The 15,715-nt window shown below is 62.8% G+C and carries 13 protein-coding genes; 7 read left to right on the forward strand and 6 right to left on the reverse strand.

The features are described 5' to 3' along the window. Positions 1–93: 93 nt before the first annotated feature. Both WBQ96_RS11970 and WBQ96_RS11975 read right to left on the reverse strand, forming a co-directional pair. The gene (locus WBQ96_RS11970; RefSeq protein ID WP_336550602.1) at positions 94–1,836 is read right to left on the reverse strand and encodes a hydantoinase B/oxoprolinase family protein; all 1,743 of its coding nucleotides are present in this window, start codon (positions 1,834–1,836) and stop codon (positions 94–96) included. Between the two features lie 199 nt (positions 1,837–2,035). Continuing rightward, positions 2,036–4,108 carry a hydantoinase/oxoprolinase family protein gene (locus WBQ96_RS11975; protein WP_165119149.1) on the reverse strand — a complete coding sequence of 691 codons (2,073 nt, stop codon included), beginning with the start codon at positions 4,106–4,108 and terminating at the stop codon, positions 2,036–2,038. 210 nt (positions 4,109–4,318) lie between these two features. Here WBQ96_RS11975 and WBQ96_RS11980 point away from each other — a divergent pair, with 210 nt between their 5' ends. Beyond that, a complete protein-coding gene (locus tag WBQ96_RS11980; protein WP_165119150.1) occupies positions 4,319–5,146 on the forward strand; it encodes a ferredoxin--NADP reductase in 828 nt (275 codons plus the stop codon). Positions 5,147–5,585: 439 nt separating this feature from the next. Here the strand turns inward: WBQ96_RS11980 and nagA are convergent, their stop codons facing one another. Genes nagA through WBQ96_RS12000 form a run of 4 tightly spaced genes read right to left on the reverse strand, consistent with a single transcriptional unit; the run spans position 5,586 to position 9,448 of the window. Further along, positions 5,586–6,761 (reverse strand): N-acetylglucosamine-6-phosphate deacetylase, encoded by a 1,176-nt coding sequence (gene nagA, locus WBQ96_RS11985; RefSeq protein ID WP_336550601.1) that lies wholly within the window; start codon positions 6,759–6,761, stop codon positions 5,586–5,588. Beyond that, positions 6,758–7,768 carry an SIS domain-containing protein gene (locus tag WBQ96_RS11990; RefSeq protein WP_336550647.1) on the reverse strand — a complete coding sequence of 337 codons (1,011 nt, stop codon included), beginning with the start codon at positions 7,766–7,768 and terminating at the stop codon, positions 6,758–6,760. The genes nagA and WBQ96_RS11990 overlap by 4 nt, the downstream gene beginning before the upstream one ends. A 35-nt stretch (positions 7,769–7,803) precedes the next feature. Beyond that, positions 7,804–8,571: a GntR family transcriptional regulator gene (locus tag WBQ96_RS11995; RefSeq protein WP_336550600.1), complete on the reverse strand. Its 768-nt coding sequence runs from the start codon at positions 8,569–8,571 to the stop codon at positions 7,804–7,806. Beyond that, positions 8,564–9,448 carry a BadF/BadG/BcrA/BcrD ATPase family protein gene (locus tag WBQ96_RS12000; RefSeq protein ID WP_336550599.1) on the reverse strand — a complete coding sequence of 295 codons (885 nt, stop codon included), beginning with the start codon at positions 9,446–9,448 and terminating at the stop codon, positions 8,564–8,566. Before WBQ96_RS12000 ends, WBQ96_RS11995 begins: the two co-directional genes overlap by 8 nt. Before the next feature lie 444 nt (positions 9,449–9,892). Between WBQ96_RS12000 and WBQ96_RS12005 the strand changes: the two genes are divergently transcribed. The 6 genes from WBQ96_RS12005 to WBQ96_RS12030 all read left to right on the forward strand — a co-directional run bounded on the left by WBQ96_RS12005 (position 9,893) and on the right by WBQ96_RS12030 (position 15,706). Beyond that, complete coding sequence (locus tag WBQ96_RS12005) at positions 9,893–11,152, forward strand: ABC transporter substrate-binding protein (protein WP_336550598.1); 1,260 nt, start codon at positions 9,893–9,895, stop codon at positions 11,150–11,152. A 229-nt stretch (positions 11,153–11,381) separates the two neighbouring features. Then, the gene (locus WBQ96_RS12010) at positions 11,382–12,314 is read left to right on the forward strand and encodes a carbohydrate ABC transporter permease (protein WP_336550597.1); all 933 of its coding nucleotides are present in this window, start codon (positions 11,382–11,384) and stop codon (positions 12,312–12,314) included. Positions 12,315–12,324: 10 nt separating this feature from the next. Then, complete coding sequence (locus WBQ96_RS12015) at positions 12,325–13,164, forward strand: carbohydrate ABC transporter permease (protein WP_119813917.1); 840 nt, start codon at positions 12,325–12,327, stop codon at positions 13,162–13,164. Further along, positions 13,161–13,631, forward strand: a complete 471-nt coding sequence (locus WBQ96_RS12020) for a DUF4304 domain-containing protein (RefSeq protein WP_336550596.1) — start codon at positions 13,161–13,163, stop codon at positions 13,629–13,631. Before WBQ96_RS12015 ends, WBQ96_RS12020 begins: the two co-directional genes overlap by 4 nt. Then, positions 13,628–14,683 (forward strand): Gfo/Idh/MocA family protein, encoded by a 1,056-nt coding sequence (locus WBQ96_RS12025; protein WP_336550595.1) that lies wholly within the window; start codon positions 13,628–13,630, stop codon positions 14,681–14,683. Before WBQ96_RS12020 ends, WBQ96_RS12025 begins: the two co-directional genes overlap by 4 nt. A gap of 21 nt (positions 14,684–14,704) precedes the next feature. Next, on the forward strand, positions 14,705–15,706 hold the full coding sequence (locus WBQ96_RS12030; RefSeq protein WP_336550594.1) for an ABC transporter ATP-binding protein: 1,002 nt from the start codon (positions 14,705–14,707) through the stop codon (positions 15,704–15,706). Positions 15,707–15,715 lie beyond the last annotated feature (9 nt).

Raw genomic sequence — 15,715 nt, forward strand, 5'->3', positions numbered from 1 at the left:
ATTATCGGGGAATTTTATCCCACACAGGAAACAGGGCCTGCAAGGATGCGACGCTCGCTATGATTTTTGGGACAGTGCCCCGCCAAGGATAAGTCAGGCAGCGGGTGTTTCCCGCAGTTCCTGCGTCGCCTCCCGGTCGATCGTATCTGCCACCACCGCAACGCCGAACATCGCCGCTGCCTGCTTGGCGGTGTAGTAGCCAAGCCGGACATCGCGCAGCACCAGTTCAGGATCGCGCCTGAAGGGATCGCCATAGCCGCCACCGCCGGGCGTGCCGACCTGCACGCGGTCGCCGGCCTTCAGCGGAATGTCCTGCTCCTTCGACAGATGCGGCGGCACATGCGCCTCGCCGCCACGATAAACAGTCACCGAATTGACCGCGCCATCGCTGCCGCCGCGCGCGCCCTGCGGCCCGACGCGGCCATGGTCCATGACGAACGATGCGCGCGCCTCGCCGCGCAGCAGTTCGACCTCATAGGCCAAACCAAAACCGCCGCGATGCTCGCCGGCGCCGCCCGAGCCTTCGCGCAGCGCATAGTGGCGGTAGAGCACGGGATAGGCCTGTTCCATGATTTCCACCGGTGGCGATTTCGAAATGCCGATGGTCGAGCAGCCATTGGAAAGGCCATCATGGGAAAGATTGCCGCCATAGCCGCCGCCGGAGATCTGGTACATGACGTAGTCCCTGCCCCGCACCGGGTCGCTGCCGCCGAGTGCGAAATTACCGCTGGAGCCGGCGGGTGCTGCCGTCACTTTTTCGGGCACTGCCTGCACCATGGCGGCAAACACCGCCTCGGCGATGCGCTGCGACACCTCTGCCGCACAGCCGGAAACCGGGCGCGGGTATCTGGCGTCGAGGAACGTTCCCTCCGGCCGCTTCACCTCCAGCGGCTCGAAAGCTCCGGCGCTGATCGGCACGTCGGGAAAAATGTGGCGCATGGCGAGATAGACCGAAGACAAGGTCGTCGCCAGCACGCTGTTCATCGGGCCGATGCAGGGCGGGCTCGATCCCTCGAAATCGAAGGTCAGCGTATCGCCCTTTTTCTCGATCGCCAGCGCGATGGTCAGCGGCTGGTCGACCACGCCGTCGGAATCGACGAAGGCCTTCGAGCGGTAGGTGCCATCCGGGATCGGCGCGATATACGCGCGCATCTGCTCTGCAGCGCGCCTGCGCAGCTCGGCAATGGACTCGACCACCGTTTCGTCACCGTAACGATCCAGTATCGCAAACAGCCGATCCTGTCCGACATAAAGCGCTGCTGCCTGGGCGCGAATATCGCCGATGCGCTGGTCGGCAACGCGGATGTTGGAGCAGATGATCGAATAGATCTCCTGATCGAGCATCTTCTTCTTGAACAGTTTTACCGGCGGCAGGCGCAGACCCTCCTGCTCCACCGCCGTCGCCGAGGCCGAAAACCCACCCGGCACCGAGCCGCCGATGTCGGGCCAGTGGCCGGTGTTGGAGAGCCAGCAGAAGATCTTGCCCCCGCGCCACACCGGCATGGCGAAGCGCACATCCATCAGATGCGTGCCGCCGAGATAAGGATCATTGACGATATAGATGTCGCCCTCTTCCGGGGCTGCGCATCTGCCGTCGCGGATCATCTCGATGATCGTGCGCGTCGAATACTGCATGACGCCGACGAACACCGGCAGGCCCTGCGAACCCTGCGCGATCAGCGAGCCGTCCTCGGCCGAATAGATGCCGTCGGAACGGTCATTGGCCTCGGCGATGACCGGCGAGAAGGCGGCACGGCTGAAGGTCAGGTCCATCTCGTCGCAGGTTTGTTGGAGCGCTGCCTGGATGACGGAAAGGGTGATGGCGTCGAGCGACATGATCAGGCTCCGGCCGAGTACAACAAGGATGGGGCAAGCACCCCCTCTCCGTCGCGCTTCGCGCGCCACCTCTCCCGCATTTCATGGGGGCGAGGAACCGCTGCCGCAACGTTTTCTCGAACCTGCCAAGGCTTGGGTTCCTCGCCCCCTGTAAGGGGGAGAGGTGGCGCGCGAAGCGCGACGAAGAGGGGGTTCCGCTTCATAACTTCCCCACCTCGATCACAATATTCCCATCCGCATCCGACCGCGCCTTATCACCAGGCTCCAGCACCGTCGTCGCGTCCATCTGCTCCAGTATGGCCGGCCCCTCGATCTCAGCATCCAGCGGCAGCTTTTCGCGGGCGTAGACCGGCGTGTCGTGCCATGCGCCATCATACCAGACCGGCCGCGTCTCGCGCAGCGCGCCTTCCAATGTCGCGGCCCGCCCCGCCGGGTCGATCAGCCGCGAAAGATCGACTGCCGGACGCACGCCGGTGACCGAGGTGTTGAGGTTGACGAGATTGGCGCGGATCTCCGGAAGCTCGACCTTGAAGCGGGCAAAATAGGCTTTTTCAAACAGGCTCTGCAGCGTGGCGCGGTCCACTTGCGCCGACGGCAGCGGTACGTTGAGAATATGGGTCTGGCCAACGAACTGCATGTCGGCCGAATGCGTCACCCGAATGCTTTCCGGCTTCACGGCCTCCTTGGCGATCAGCGCCGCACCCTCCTCGCGATGCCTTTCCAGGATTTCCGCAATACGGGCCTCGTCCACGCTCGCCACCGGCTGGTTGACGGTGTTGACGAAATCGTGGCGCAGGTCGGCAACGACGCAGCCGAGCGCATTGGTGATGCCCGGTCGCGCCGGCACCAGCACTTTCGGCAGGCCGAGTTCGCGAGCAAGCGCTGTTGCGTGCAAGGGCCCTGCACCGCCGAAAGCGAACAGCGCGAAGTCGCGCGGGTCGTGGCCGCGCGCCACCGAAACCATGCGGATCGCGCCCGCCATCTTCATGTTGCCGAGCCGCAGGACGGCACCCGCCGCAGCCACACCGTCAAGGCCGGTCGCGCGCCCGATCTTGTCAGCAAAGATCGCGCGCACATGCTCGACCGTTACCGGGTTTTCCACCGCCAGCAGCTTTTTCGGGTCGAGCCGCCCCAGCACAAGATTGGCGTCGGTGATGGTCGGTTCCGTGCCGCCGCGCCCGTAGCAGATCGGACCGGGATTGGCCCCTGCACTTTCCGGCCCGACCTGGATCAGTCCCGACGCATCGACGCGCGCGATCGAGCCCCCGCCGGCGCCCACTGTGTGCACCGCCACCATCGGCACATGGATCGGCATCGCATATTCGATCTCGGTCTCGTTCGACACCGCCGGCTCGGCGTTCTGGATCAGCGCAACGTCGGTCGAGGTGCCGCCCATGTCGTAGGTGACGAGGTTTTCATAGCCGGCGCGCTTGCCGGTATAGGCCGCAGCAATCACGCCCGAAGCCGGGCCAGACATCACCGTCTTGGCTGATTCACGTGTGACGAAGCGGGCCGAGATCATGCCGCCATTGCCGTTCATGATCAGGAAATCGCGGCCATAGCCGCGCGCTTCCAGCTCCGTGCGCAGCCGCTCGACATAGCGCTCGAGGATCGGCTGCACCGAGGCGTTGACGGCAGCTGTCACGCCGCGCTCGAATTCGCGCGCCTCCGAAAGCAGCGCGTGGCCGGTGGTGATGTAGCCGTTCGGCCAGCTTTCCCTCGCGATCTCGGCTGCACGTTTCTCGTGCTCTGGATTTGCGTAGGCGTGCAAAAAATGGATGACGAGGGATTCGCAGCCGGCCTCGATCAGCCGCCGCACGGCCTCTCGCATCTCAGCCTCGTCGAGCGGGATCCGCACCGCGCCGGACGCCTCGACGCGCTCCGACACTTCAAGCCGCAAGTCGCGCGGAATGACCGGCACGAACACGCCCGTCATGCCGTAGGCCTGCGGCCGCGTGCGTCGGCCAAGCTCGATCACGTCGCGAAAGCCGCGCGTGGTGATCATGCCGGTGCGCGCTAGCCGCCGCTCCAGCACGGCATTGGTGGTGGTGGTCGTGCCATGCACGATCAGGTCGATCTCGGGAATGGGAAAGCCGGTGTCGGCAAGGGCCGAAACCACGCCGAAAGCCTGGTTGTGGACGGTGGTCGGCGTCTTGGCGATGTGCACCCGGCCACCGCTTCTGCCATCGATCATCAGCAGGTCGGTAAAGGTCCCGCCGACATCGATACCGGCGACCACACTTCCGGCATTTGAGGAATAATTCTCAACCATGCTCGAAACCCGAAATGTACGGCCTAAGGATGGGAAGTAGATTGGAAAGGTGTTTCACGTCGCTATCTTGACGTCAATATCGTTTGTATACTAATAAATTTCGGACACAAGAGTATACCGTTTCGGGATTTGTGGTGGCGCGCCGGGCAGTCAGGCCATGGTTCGCAAGGCGATGTTTTTGCGCCGCCGCAGGCACAAGGTTTGGTTTCGATGAACACCGCGACTGCCCTGAATACCGTCGGCGCCAAGCCGCTCGATTTCCCGATTCCGGCCAATGTTCACGCCGAGACCGTCGTTTCGGTGAAGCACTATACCGACCGGCTGTTCTCCTTCCGCATCACCCGGCCGCAGTCGCTGCGCTTCCGCTCGGGCGAGTTCGTCATGATCGGCCTGCCCAATGCCGAGAAGCCGGTGTTCCGCGCCTATTCGGTCGCCAGCCCAGCCTGGGACGAGGAACTGGAATTCTTCTCGATCAAGGTGCCGGACGGCCCGCTGACCTCGCATCTCCAGAAGATCCAGCCCGGCGACACCGTGCTTATGCGCCAGAAGTCGACAGGCACGCTGGTGGTCGACGCGCTGACCCCGGCCAAGCGCCTGTTCATGATCTCGACCGGCACCGGCGTGGCCCCCTTCGCCAGCCTGCTGCGCGATCCCGACACTTATGAAAAGTTCGATCAGGTCATCCTCACCCACACCTGCCGCGATGTGGCCGAGCTTGCCTATGGCAAGGAGCTGGTCGAAGGGCTGGAGAACGATCCGCTGATCGGCGAACTCACCCATGGCCGCGTCACGCTCTATTCGACGACGACGCGCGAAGAATCCTCCCACATGGGCCGCATCACGGCGCTGATCGGCTCGGGCAAGTTCTATTCCGATCTCGGCATCGAAAAGCTGAACCCGGAAACCGACCGCATCATGATCTGCGGCTCGATGCATATGCTGAAGGACGTCAAGGAACTCGCCGAAAGCCTCGGCTTCGACGAAGGCTCCCTCAGCCACCCCTCGACCTTCGTCGTCGAACGCGCTTTCGTCGGCTGAGTTTTTGGCGGGCGGCGGGTGTCGCTCGCTTTTCCCGTTTCCTCCGAAAATCTTGGGCGGCAAGCTTAAGCATCGATAGCTGGCGGTTACGTCCGTGGTGTCGTCGTCCCTAAGGCGAGCGAAGTCCGCGTAGGCTCGATTGGTCCGCGCCTCGTCAAATACGGCTCGGTTTCTGTTCGTATTAAATTCTGCACCGCCGACGCTCTTCTCCATTCCGGCATGGATTCCCGACACTCTCCGCTCGTTCCTCGCTCACGAGGTCGAGAATGACGAATTGCATTTAGGCTTGCCGCCAATCTCAGGCGTTGGCGATTAGCGAGAGCCAAACACCCAGTTCGTCATCCTCGGGTCGCAGCACGAGCAAAGGGAAGGGCGCAGAACCATCAAAGCAGGCCAATCGACAACGATTTATCGATTTGCCGCCCTTGGCGACCGCGCCTCACCGGGGAGGGAAAGCGCCGCCGAAAACCTTCTCGCCCTCGATCCACACGCCTTCCACATCCAGCGCGTCCGACAGATGCACGATGCTGGCGGCAGTGCCTTCGCCGAGATGGCCGAGGCGATGGGCCTGCCCGACACTCTGGGCCGGGTAAAGCGAGGCCATGCGCAGCGCCTCGTCGAGCTCAAGTCCGATGGTCTCGTGCATGAAACGCACCGCCGAAATCATGTCGAGATCGGCGCCCGCCAGCGTGCCGTCCTCCAGTGTCAGCCGGCCATTCTCGCGGCGGATCGTTCGGCCGTTCAGCGTGAACGACTTCATGTCGGTGCCGATGGTCGCCATGGCGTCGGTGACGAGGAATATCCGCGCTGGTCCCTGCTTGGCGCGCAGGGCAATTTTGATGGTCGCGGGGTCGACATGGATGCCGTCGGCGATCAACCCGGCCGAAAGCGTGCCGGTGTCGATCGTGGCGCCTGCGAGACCCGGTTCGCGATTGCCGATCTGGCTCATCGCGTTGAACAGATGGGTGACCATCGTGGCGCCGGCGGCAGCCATGGATTGCGCCGTCAAGTAGCTGGTGTCGGAATGGCCGAGGCTGACGATGACGCCGGCGCTGGCAAGCTCGGCGACGCGGCGCTCATCGACCGACTCGGGCGCAACGGTGGTCAGAAGCACCGGCATTTTTTCGCGTGCGGCGATCAGCCGGGTTTCGTCTTCGTCGGTCATAAGCCGGATCAGCGCCGGATCATGCGCGCCCTTTCGGGCTTTGGACAGATGCGGGCCTTCGAGGTGCAGGCCGAGGAAGCCCGGCACTTTCTGCAGCGCTGCCTGCGCGCCGGCAGCAATTGCAGCCTCGGTGATTTCCGGCGTGTCGGTGATCAGTGTCGGCAGCAGCGCCGTGGTGCCGAAAGGCACGTGGGCCGCGCAGATGGTGCGGATCGCCTCCACCGACGGACCGTCATTCAGCATCACCCCGCCGCCGCCATTGACCTGAAGGTCGATGAAACCAGGCGCGAGCAGACCGCCGTCGAGTTCGATCAGGCGTATGCCTGCGGGCAGGCTGCTGCGAGGCGCGATGCGCTCTACGCTGCCATCGCGAACGATCAGGGCAGAATCTTCGTGCCACGCCTGTCCGTCGAAAATGCGTGCGCCGGCAATGGCAAAGCTGTCGGTCATAGGGTCTCGGTCACTTTTCTCAGGTTTCGCGGTTCGTCGGGGTTCAGCCCGCGATGGCGGGCGAAGGCCTCGACGAAGCCGTAGAAGGAAACGATCAGCGCCAGCGGATCGGTCAGCGGATGGCCGGTGGCGACATAGGGCAGGCGCGTTGCCTTACCTGCTTTTTCCGATGTCATGAAGACCGCCGCGTGCTTTTCGGCGAGCCGGCCGACGACATCGGCCATGGACGGTTCCGACGCATCGCGCGCCGCCAGCGCCAGCACCGGGAAGCCGGGGCGCACCAGCGCCAGCGGGCCGTGCATGACCTCGGCTGCGCTGTAGGATTCCGCATGCATGGCGCAGGTTTCCTTGAACTTCAGCGCCGCCTCGTTGGCGATGGCGAAGGACGGGCCGCGGCCGAGAATGAACAGCGAGCTTTCATCGGCAAGTGCTGCGGCCAGTTCCATCCAGTCGCAATCGACCGCCTTTGCCAGATGCACCGGCAGGTCGCGCAGCGCATTCATCAGCGCGTCGTCATTCGTGCAATGCGCCATCAGCGCCAGCCCGGCGACCGCCGAATTCATGAAGGTCTTGGTGGCGGCCACGCTTTTTTCGACGCCGGCGAGAATGTCGATCGTGTGATCGGACGCTTTTGCCAGCGGTGAGTCCGGCGTGTTGGTCAGCGCAATCGTCAGCGAACCGGCCTTGCGGGCGGCGTCGGCCATGGCGACGATGTCCGGGCTCTTGCCGGATTGCGAGATCGCCAGGCAGGCTGAGCCGGCAAGGCGAAGTTTCGCGCCATAGATCGAGGCGACGGAGGGACCGACGGAGGCGACCGCCAGCCCGGCAGTGAGCTCTATCGCGTATTTCAGAAAGGAAGCAGCGTGGTCGGAAGAGCCGCGCGCGACGGTGACGATGAAGCGCGGGTCGCGCTCCCTGATGTCGCGGCCGGCGTCAGTCAGCGCCTGACCGGAGCCGTCGAGCAGGCGTGCCACAGCGTCGGGTATTTCGACGATTTCGCGCCGCATATGGGTGGTGTCAGTCACTTACAGTCTCCGAGATGCTATTCCGAACCCGCCAGGCGCAGTTCGGCGACGAAATCATAGGCGTCGCCGCGATAGATGGAGCGGGTGAATTCGATGACTTTGCCGGTCGCCAGATAGGAAATCCGCTCGATATTCAGGCTGGCCGAACCGGGCGGCACGTCGAGCAGCTTTGCGTCCGCCTCGCCGAGATTGGCCGCGGAAATGCGCTGCACGGCGCGAACGGGGCGGTTTCCCGTGCGCTCCAGCACCGCATAGAGCGAGGAGCCGATGGCGGTCGGGTCCGGCAGAACGGTCGCCGAAAGCGAAGCGCGTTCGATCGCCAGCGGTGTGTCGTTGGCGATGCGCAGGCGGCTTATGCGGGCGACCAGTTCCTTGGCCGACAGGCCAAGCACCATGATCTCGTCGGGCGACGGCGGATAGACGCCACGGTCGAGCCAGGTCGAGGTCACCGCCATGCCACGCCGCGCCATGTCCTCGGTGAACGAGGTCAGCCGCGAAAGCGATTGCTCGACACGCTCGACGCGCGGCGCAACGAAGGTGCCGGAGCCGTGGCGCTGCACAAGAATGCCGCCCTTGACCAGATCCTGCACGGCCTTGCGCACGGTGACGCGCGACACATCGGCCTTCACCGCGATATCGCGCTCGGAAGGCAGCGCGTCGCCGGGGCCGATGACGCCGCGCTGCACCGCGTCCTCGATGCTCTTTTTCAGTTGCAGGTAGAGCGGCGCACCGTTGCGCGCAGATGCCTTCACGGTCGAGAAAATCTGTTCCGCGACGTCAGGCATGGGCGGGCGCTCCGGCATTGCCGAATAGCCGCGCCGCCATCGTCACGGCGCCGCCCAGCGCATCCTGAAGCGGGGCATGCAGCATCGCCTGATAGCGCGCCGACATATAGGGCGCGACCAAGCCAGCGAGACCGCCGAGCAGGCAAAGCCGCTGGCCGGGCTCAAGCTTCAGCGCATCGAGCGCTTCCTCGAGATCACCAACGGCGCGCCGGAGCACGCGCGCGGCAACCGGGTCGCCCTTGCCGGCATGGTCGAAAACCATCGGCGCGAAAGTACCGAAATCGGCCGGTTTCGAGGCCGCGCCGAACTTGACGATATCGCGCGGATCACCGGCGAATTTCTCCATCACCGCCTGCGTCAGCGCCGAGCCGGGGCGGATGTCGTCATGGGCGAGCAGGGTTTCCTGCAGCAGGTCGCGGCCGATGCGCGCGCCGCCGCCGAGATCGCCGAGCAAAAAACCCCAGCCGCCGATGGTCTGCATGGCGCTGCCCTTGCGCGACATGAAGATCGAGCCGGTACCGATGATGGCGATGGCGCCGTCATGGTCGCCGAGCGCGCCATTCATAGCGATCAGTGCATCGCTTTCGACGAGGCTGCGGCGGAAGGGCAGGATCGCTTCGAGCTGCTGCTTGTAGCCGCCGACATTGGTGCCGGCGAGGCCGAGAACGGCAGAGGTATCCGGGATGAGGCCGGGGTCCATGCTCGCCTCGACGAAGGCCAGCCGCGCCGCCTCGACGATGTTGTGGCGGGCACCGTCCAGATCGGTCATGATATTGGCCGGGCCGCTCTTGCCGCGGCCGACGACATCGCCGGAAGCCGTCGCCAATGCGGCCCTGCAGCTTGTGCCGCCGCCATCTATTCCGAGCACCAGATTCACTGTGAAGTCTCCTCAATGACTATGATACCAATAAAATACCAATAGCCAAGGGTTAATTTCTTTTCACCGGTTCGCAAATGCGAAATCATTGAATTTAAATCGTTTTATTGACCTCACCTTGCGGCAGCCAGCAAAAATGTTAACGCGGCTGGACAAGTGGTATTTTTTTGGTATTGTCGATCCAGGGAGGAGATTTGATGGCCGAAACGCGTACCGGAATGGTGCACGAAAGGGCCGGCGCGTTGCAAGTGCAGCCGCCTGCGATCATGCACCAACCATCCTCCGACGCGGAAGCGATCTTGCCTGCCGCCGGCGTCCGAATGCCGGCGCAGCATTGAGACTGCTCGAGAATACGGGCCGAGTTTCGCCCGTCTTGTCGAGAATGGAGGAGAGCGAGGGCTCTCATCAAAATCGAACCTGAACAGGTCAACAGGGAGAACCAAAATGAAACGTACGGCACTAACCACGCTTCTGATGGCAACCAGCATCCTCGGCTCGGCCGGGTTCGCTGCCGCCCAGGACGCCGCGCTTACTGTCGAAAGCTGGCGCAATGACGATCTTGCCATCTGGCAGGAAAAGCTGATCCCCGCCTTCGAAAAGGCAAACCCCGGCGTCAAGGTCACCTTCGCGCCATCCGCGCCGACCGAGTACAACGCCGCGCTGAACGCCAAGCTCGATGCCGGTTCCGCCGGCGACCTCATCACCTGCCGCCCGTTCGACGCCTCGCTCGAACTCTACAACAAGGGCCAGCTTGCCGACCTCGCCAGCCTGCCCGGCATGGAAAACTTCTCCGACGTCGCCAAGTCTGCCTGGACGACCGACGACGGCAAGGCGACCTTCTGCGTGCCGATGGCATCCGTCATCCACGGTTTCATCTACAATCAGGAAGCCTTCGACAAGCTCGGCATCAAGCCGCCGGCGACCGAGGAAGAATTCTTCGCAGCGCTTGAGAAGATCAAGGCCGACGGCACCTATGTCCCGATGGCGATGGGCACCAAGGATCTCTGGGAAGCCGCGACCATGGGCTACCAGAACATCGGCCCGACCTACTGGAAGGGTGAGGAAGGCCGCCTGGCGCTCATCAAGGGCGACCAGAAGCTGACCGATCCGGACTGGGTCGAGCCCTATGCGACGCTTGCCAAGTGGAAGCCCTATCTCGGCGACGGTTTTGAAGCGCAGAGCTACCCGGACAGCCAGAACCTGTTCACGCTCGGCCGCGCCGCGATCTACCCGGCCGGCTCGTGGGAAATCTCGGTGTTCAACACGCAGGCCCAGTTCAAGATGGGCGCCTTCCCGCCGCCGGTGCGCAAGGCCGGCGACACCTGCTACATCTCCGACCATAACGACATCGGCATCGGGCTCAACGCCAAGAGCAAGAACCCCGAAGCAGCGAAGAAATTCCTGTCCTGGGTCGCCTCGCCTGAGTTCGCCACCATCTACGCCAACGCGCTGCCGGGCTTCTTCAGCCTGTCCTCGACGCCGGTGAAGATGGAAGACCCGCTGGCGCAGGAATTTGTTTCCTGGCGTGAGAAGTGCAAGCCGACGATCCGCTCGACCTACCAGATCCTGTCGCGCGGCACGCCGAACCTCGAAAACGAGACCTGGGTCGAATCGGCCAACGTCATCAACGGCACTGATACGCCCGACGTTGCAGCCAAGAAGCTGCAGGACGGCCTCGACAGCTGGTACAAGCCGGCAAAATAAAGCTCAGGCAGCAGGGCCGGGTCGCGCATCATGCGCGGCCCGGCTTCATAATTGCAATTGTCGGCGCTGCCCCTCACCCTTACCCTCTCCCCGTGAAGGGCGGGGAGAGGGGGGCGTCAACGTTGGAGCTTCCTCCTTCTCCCCGTCATTACGGGGAGAAGGTGCCGGCAGGCGGATAAGGGGCAGCGCCCACCTATCAATTCCAGCACCGAGTTTGGAAAGCTAGACCATGGCCGGAAACATCGAAAACAGGCGCCCATTCCGCTGGCATATCGCCGTTTTCCTGGCGCCGGCGGTCCTCGTCTATACGGCGATCATGATCCTACCGCTGTTCGGCACGCTGCAGCTGTCGCTGTTCACCGCCGACGGCCACCACTCGCGCATCTTTGCCGGGCTCGACAATTTCCGCCGGCTGTTCTTCGATCCGCGCTGGTCGGCCACCTTCTGGAATGCGCTGTGGAACAACACCTGGTTCTTCATCATCCACATGCTGGTGCAAAACCCGATCGGTATCGCGCTGGCAGCCCTGCTTTCCAGCCCGAAACTGCGCTTTAGCGCGTTCTACCGAACGGCGATCTTCATTCCGACCGTGCTGTCCTTCGTCATCGTCGGCTTTGCCTGGAAGCTGATCCTCAGCCCGCTCTGGGGCGTGGCGCCGAACCTGCTCGATCTCGTCGGCCTGAAGAGCCTGTTCGTGCCGTGGCTCGGCAAGGAGGAATACGCGCTGACAACGCTCGGGCTGATTTCGGTTTGGCAGTTCGTCGGTATCCCGATGATGCTGATTTATGCCGCCCTGCTGTCGATCCCCGACGAGGTGATCGAGGCTGCCGAGTGCGACGGCATCACCGGCATGTCGCAGTTCTGGAAGATAAAGCTGCCGCTGATCCTGCCTTCCATCGGCATCATTTCGGTTCTGACCTTTGTCGGCAACTTCAATGCCTTCGACCTGATCTATTCGGCGCAGGGAGCGCTTGCCGGGCCGAACTACGCGACCGATATTCTCGGCACCTTCCTCTACCGCACCTTCTTCGGTTTCCAGTTGCAGACGGGCGATCCCTATATGGGCTCGACCATCGCCTCGATGATGTTCTTCATCATCCTCACCGGCGTCTGCCTCTACCTCTTCGCCATCCAGACGCGCCTGCGTCGGTATCAGTTCTGAGGGCGGCGCGATGAGCAAGGCGACACACTCCCTCCCCCGCACCATCGCCGCCCACGCGGTGCTGATCGCCTATACGGTGATCGCGCTGTTCCCGGTCGTGGTGATCATCATCAACTCGATGAAGTCGCGCAACGCGATCTTCCGCACGCCGCTGTCGCCGCCGACGCCCGAGACCTTCGATCTCGTCGGCTACACCACCGTTCTGGCGCAGGGCGATTTCTTCCTCTATTTCCAGAACAGCTTCATCGTCACCGTCGCCTCGCTGTTCTTCGTGCTGCTGTTCGGCGCGATGGCTGCCTTCGCGCTTGCCGAGTACCGCTTCAAGGGCAACACGCTGATGGGGCTCTATCTGGCGCTCGGCATCATGATCCCGATCCGGCTCGGCACCGTCGCCATCCTGCAGTTGATGGTGGCAAGCGGGCTGGTCAACACGCTGACGGCGCTGATCCTCGTCTACACCGCGCAAGGCCTGCCGCTCTGTGTGTTCATCCTGTCCGAGTTCATGAAGCAGGTGTCGGACGATCTCAAGAATGCCGGCCGCATCGATGGTCTCAGCGAATACCGCATCTTCTTCCGCCTCGTGCTGCCACTGGTGCGCCCGGCCATGGCAACCGTTGCCGTCTTCACCATGATCCCGATCTGGAACGATCTGTGGTTCCCACTGATCCTGGCACCCTCGGAGGCCACCAAGACCGTGACGCTCGGTGCCCAGCTCTTCATCGGCCAGTATGTCACCAACTGGAACGCGGTGCTGGCAGCGCTGTCGCTGGCGATCCTGCCGGTGCTGGTCCTCTACCTCATCTTCTCGCGGCAACTGATCCGCGGCATCACCTCGGGAGCCGTCAAGTGAGGGCATCGAAGGAATTGATAGTCGACACACTTCAAACGGTAGGCGCACGCCATGGTTTCAAGTCGAGTGGCTCGAACCGCTTTTACCGCGATAATGTCGAAACCATAGGCTTGGTCAACCTTCAAGCGTCCCGATTTGGACCTTCATTTCATTTGAATGCGGCGATCTGGTTACGCCGCCTCGGTCCAGAAAGACGGCCGAAGGAGTACAATTGCCCGGTTCAATGGCGAGTAAGCTCGCTACTGCCTGAAATCGAGCAGGCGCAGTTGGCCAAAGCGTTGGACCTGGACTGCCCTATGCCGAACGCAGCACGCCATAACACCGTCGAGCGGGCTATTGAGACATTCGGCTTTGCGCTGATTGCCCAGCACGCGACCGAAGAGGCGACTCGCAAACTGGCCGAATATTACGGATCGAACATACTGGTGATGAAAACTCTAAGGGAATCATGGGGAATGGCAGCATGAATTCGCCTCTGCGCGTCGTCGTTGCCGGGCTCGGCAATATGGGGCGCAGCCATGCGCTGGCCTATCACAACAATCCCGGCTTCGAGATCGCATCGCTGGTCAATCGCTCGGACGTGCCGCTGCCGGCGGAACTGTCAGGCTATGAAATCCGCCGCTCCTTCGAGGATGCACTGCGTGAGCTGAAGCCCGACGTCGCCTCGATCAACACCTATTCCGACAGCCATGCCGACTATGCGGTCGCAGCGCTGGAGGCCGGCTGCCATGTCTTCGTCGAGAAGCCGCTGGCGACGACCGTCGCCGATGCCGAGCGGGTCGTGGCGGCGGCGAAGGCCAATGGCAAAAAACTGGTGATCGGCTACATCCTGCGCCACCACCCGTCATGGATCAGGCTGATCGCAGAAGCGCGCAAACTCGGCGGACCCTATGTCTTCCGCATGAACCTGAACCAGCAGTCGAGCGGGCATACATGGGACACCCACAAGCAGCTGATGAAGACGACTTCGCCGATCGTCGATTGCGGCGTGCATTATCTCGACGTCATGTGCCAGATCACTGACGCGAAACCCGTCGAGGTGCGCGGCATGGGCCTGCGCCTGTCCGACGAGATCGCCTCCGACATGTATAATTACGGCCATCTTCAGGTGCTGTTCGACGATGGTTCGGTCGGCTGGTACGAGGCCGGCTGGGGGCCGATGATTTCCGAAACCGCCTTCTTCGTGAAGGATGTCATCTCGCCCAATGGCTGCGTCTCCATCGTCGTGGACGAGAAGGCGAAATCCGACGATGTCGATGCCCATACCAAGACCAATATGATCCGCGTGCACCACGCCGCCACCGGCAAGGATGGCCGCTTTGCAGCGCCGGACCAGAACCTGTCGATGAGCGGCGAGCCCGGCCATCAGGATTTGTGTGACCTCGAGCAGGCCTTTCTGCTGAAGGCCGTCCGTGAGGACATCGACCTCACCCGCCATATGAGTGACGCCGTGAAATCGCTCGCCGTCTGCCTTGCGGCGGATGAGAGTGTGCGGACGGGCCGCGCTGTTACGCTGTAGGAAACGGAAGGGAACGACCAGTTGGGTTCGCTCAAAATAGAGAACGTCAAAAAATCCTTCGGCAGTGTCGATGTGCTGAAAGGCATCGACCTGGAGGTGAACGACGGCGAGTTCGTCGTTTTCGTCGGCCCCTCCGGCTGCGGCAAGTCGACCTTGCTGCGCGTCATTGCCGGGCTGGAGGACGCAACCTCCGGAAATGTGCTGATCGACGGACGCAAGGTCGATGCCGTGCCACCGTCCGATCGCGGCATCGCCATGGTTTTCCAGACCTACGCGCTCTATCCGCATCTTTCCGTGCGCAACAATATGAGTCTCGGCCTCAAGCAGGCGAAGACGCCGACCGAAGAGATCACGCGCCGCGTCGCCACGGCGTCGTCGATGCTGTCGCTGGAGCCCTACCTCGAACGTCGCCCAGCGGAGCTTTCCGGCGGCCAGCGCCAGCGCGTCGCCATCGGCCGCGCCGTGGTGCGCGAACCGAAACTCTTTCTGTTCGACGAACCCTTGTCGAATCTGGATGCAGCCCTGCGCGTCAACACGCGGCTGGAGATCGCGCAGCTTCACCGGCGGCTGTCGGCAACGATGATCTATGTCACCCATGATCAGGTCGAGGCGATGACGCTGGCCGACAGGATCGTGGTGCTGAATGGCGGCCGCATCGAGCAGATCGGCAGGCCGATGGAGCTATACAATTCGCCGGCTAATGAATTCGTCGCCTCCTTCATCGGCTCGCCAAAGATGAACTTCATCGACGGCGCACGCCTGGGCGAGGCGAAGGCCAAGACCGTCGGCGTTCGCCCGGAACATCTGACCGTCGATGCGAAATCGGGCACCTGGAAAGGCACGGTCATCCATGCCGAACATCTCGGCGCCGACACCAATCTCTACATCGACACGGAAAAGGCCGGACTGTTGACCATCCGCATCTTCGGCGTCTACGACGCGGAGCCCGGTGCCATACTCTATGCCACGCCAGATCCGGCGCGGACCTATCGGTTTGACGCGGACGGCAAGACACTGGCTTGAAAGCTGCTT

Source organism: Mesorhizobium sp. CCNWLY176 (assembly GCF_037153935.1).
Lineage (GTDB): Bacteria > Pseudomonadota > Alphaproteobacteria > Rhizobiales > Rhizobiaceae > Mesorhizobium_M > Mesorhizobium_M zhangyense.

Bases quoted from the DNA above. Each gene is read 5' to 3' on its own strand.
- WBQ96_RS11975 (WP_165119149.1), bottom strand. From the start codon at position 4,108: ATGGTTGAGAATTATTCCTCAAATGCCGGAAGTGTGGTCGCCGGTATC.
- WBQ96_RS12025 (WP_336550595.1), top strand. From the start codon at position 13,628: ATGAATTCGCCTCTGCGCGTCGTCGTTGCCGGGCTCGGCAATATGGGG.
- WBQ96_RS11995 (WP_336550600.1), bottom strand. From the start codon at position 8,571: ATGCCTGACGTCGCGGAACAGATTTTCTCGACCGTGAAGGCATCTGCG.
- WBQ96_RS12005 (WP_336550598.1), top strand. From the start codon at position 9,893: ATGAAACGTACGGCACTAACCACGCTTCTGATGGCAACCAGCATCCTC.
- WBQ96_RS11970 (WP_336550602.1), bottom strand. From the start codon at position 1,836: ATGTCGCTCGACGCCATCACCCTTTCCGTCATCCAGGCAGCGCTCCAA.
- WBQ96_RS12015 (WP_119813917.1), top strand. From the start codon at position 12,325: ATGAGCAAGGCGACACACTCCCTCCCCCGCACCATCGCCGCCCACGCG.
- WBQ96_RS12010 (WP_336550597.1), top strand. From the start codon at position 11,382: ATGGCCGGAAACATCGAAAACAGGCGCCCATTCCGCTGGCATATCGCC.
- WBQ96_RS11980 (WP_165119150.1), top strand. From the start codon at position 4,319: ATGAACACCGCGACTGCCCTGAATACCGTCGGCGCCAAGCCGCTCGAT.
- WBQ96_RS11990 (WP_336550647.1), bottom strand. From the start codon at position 7,768: ATGCGGCGCGAAATCGTCGAAATACCCGACGCTGTGGCACGCCTGCTC.
- nagA (WP_336550601.1), bottom strand. From the start codon at position 6,761: ATGACCGACAGCTTTGCCATTGCCGGCGCACGCATTTTCGACGGACAG.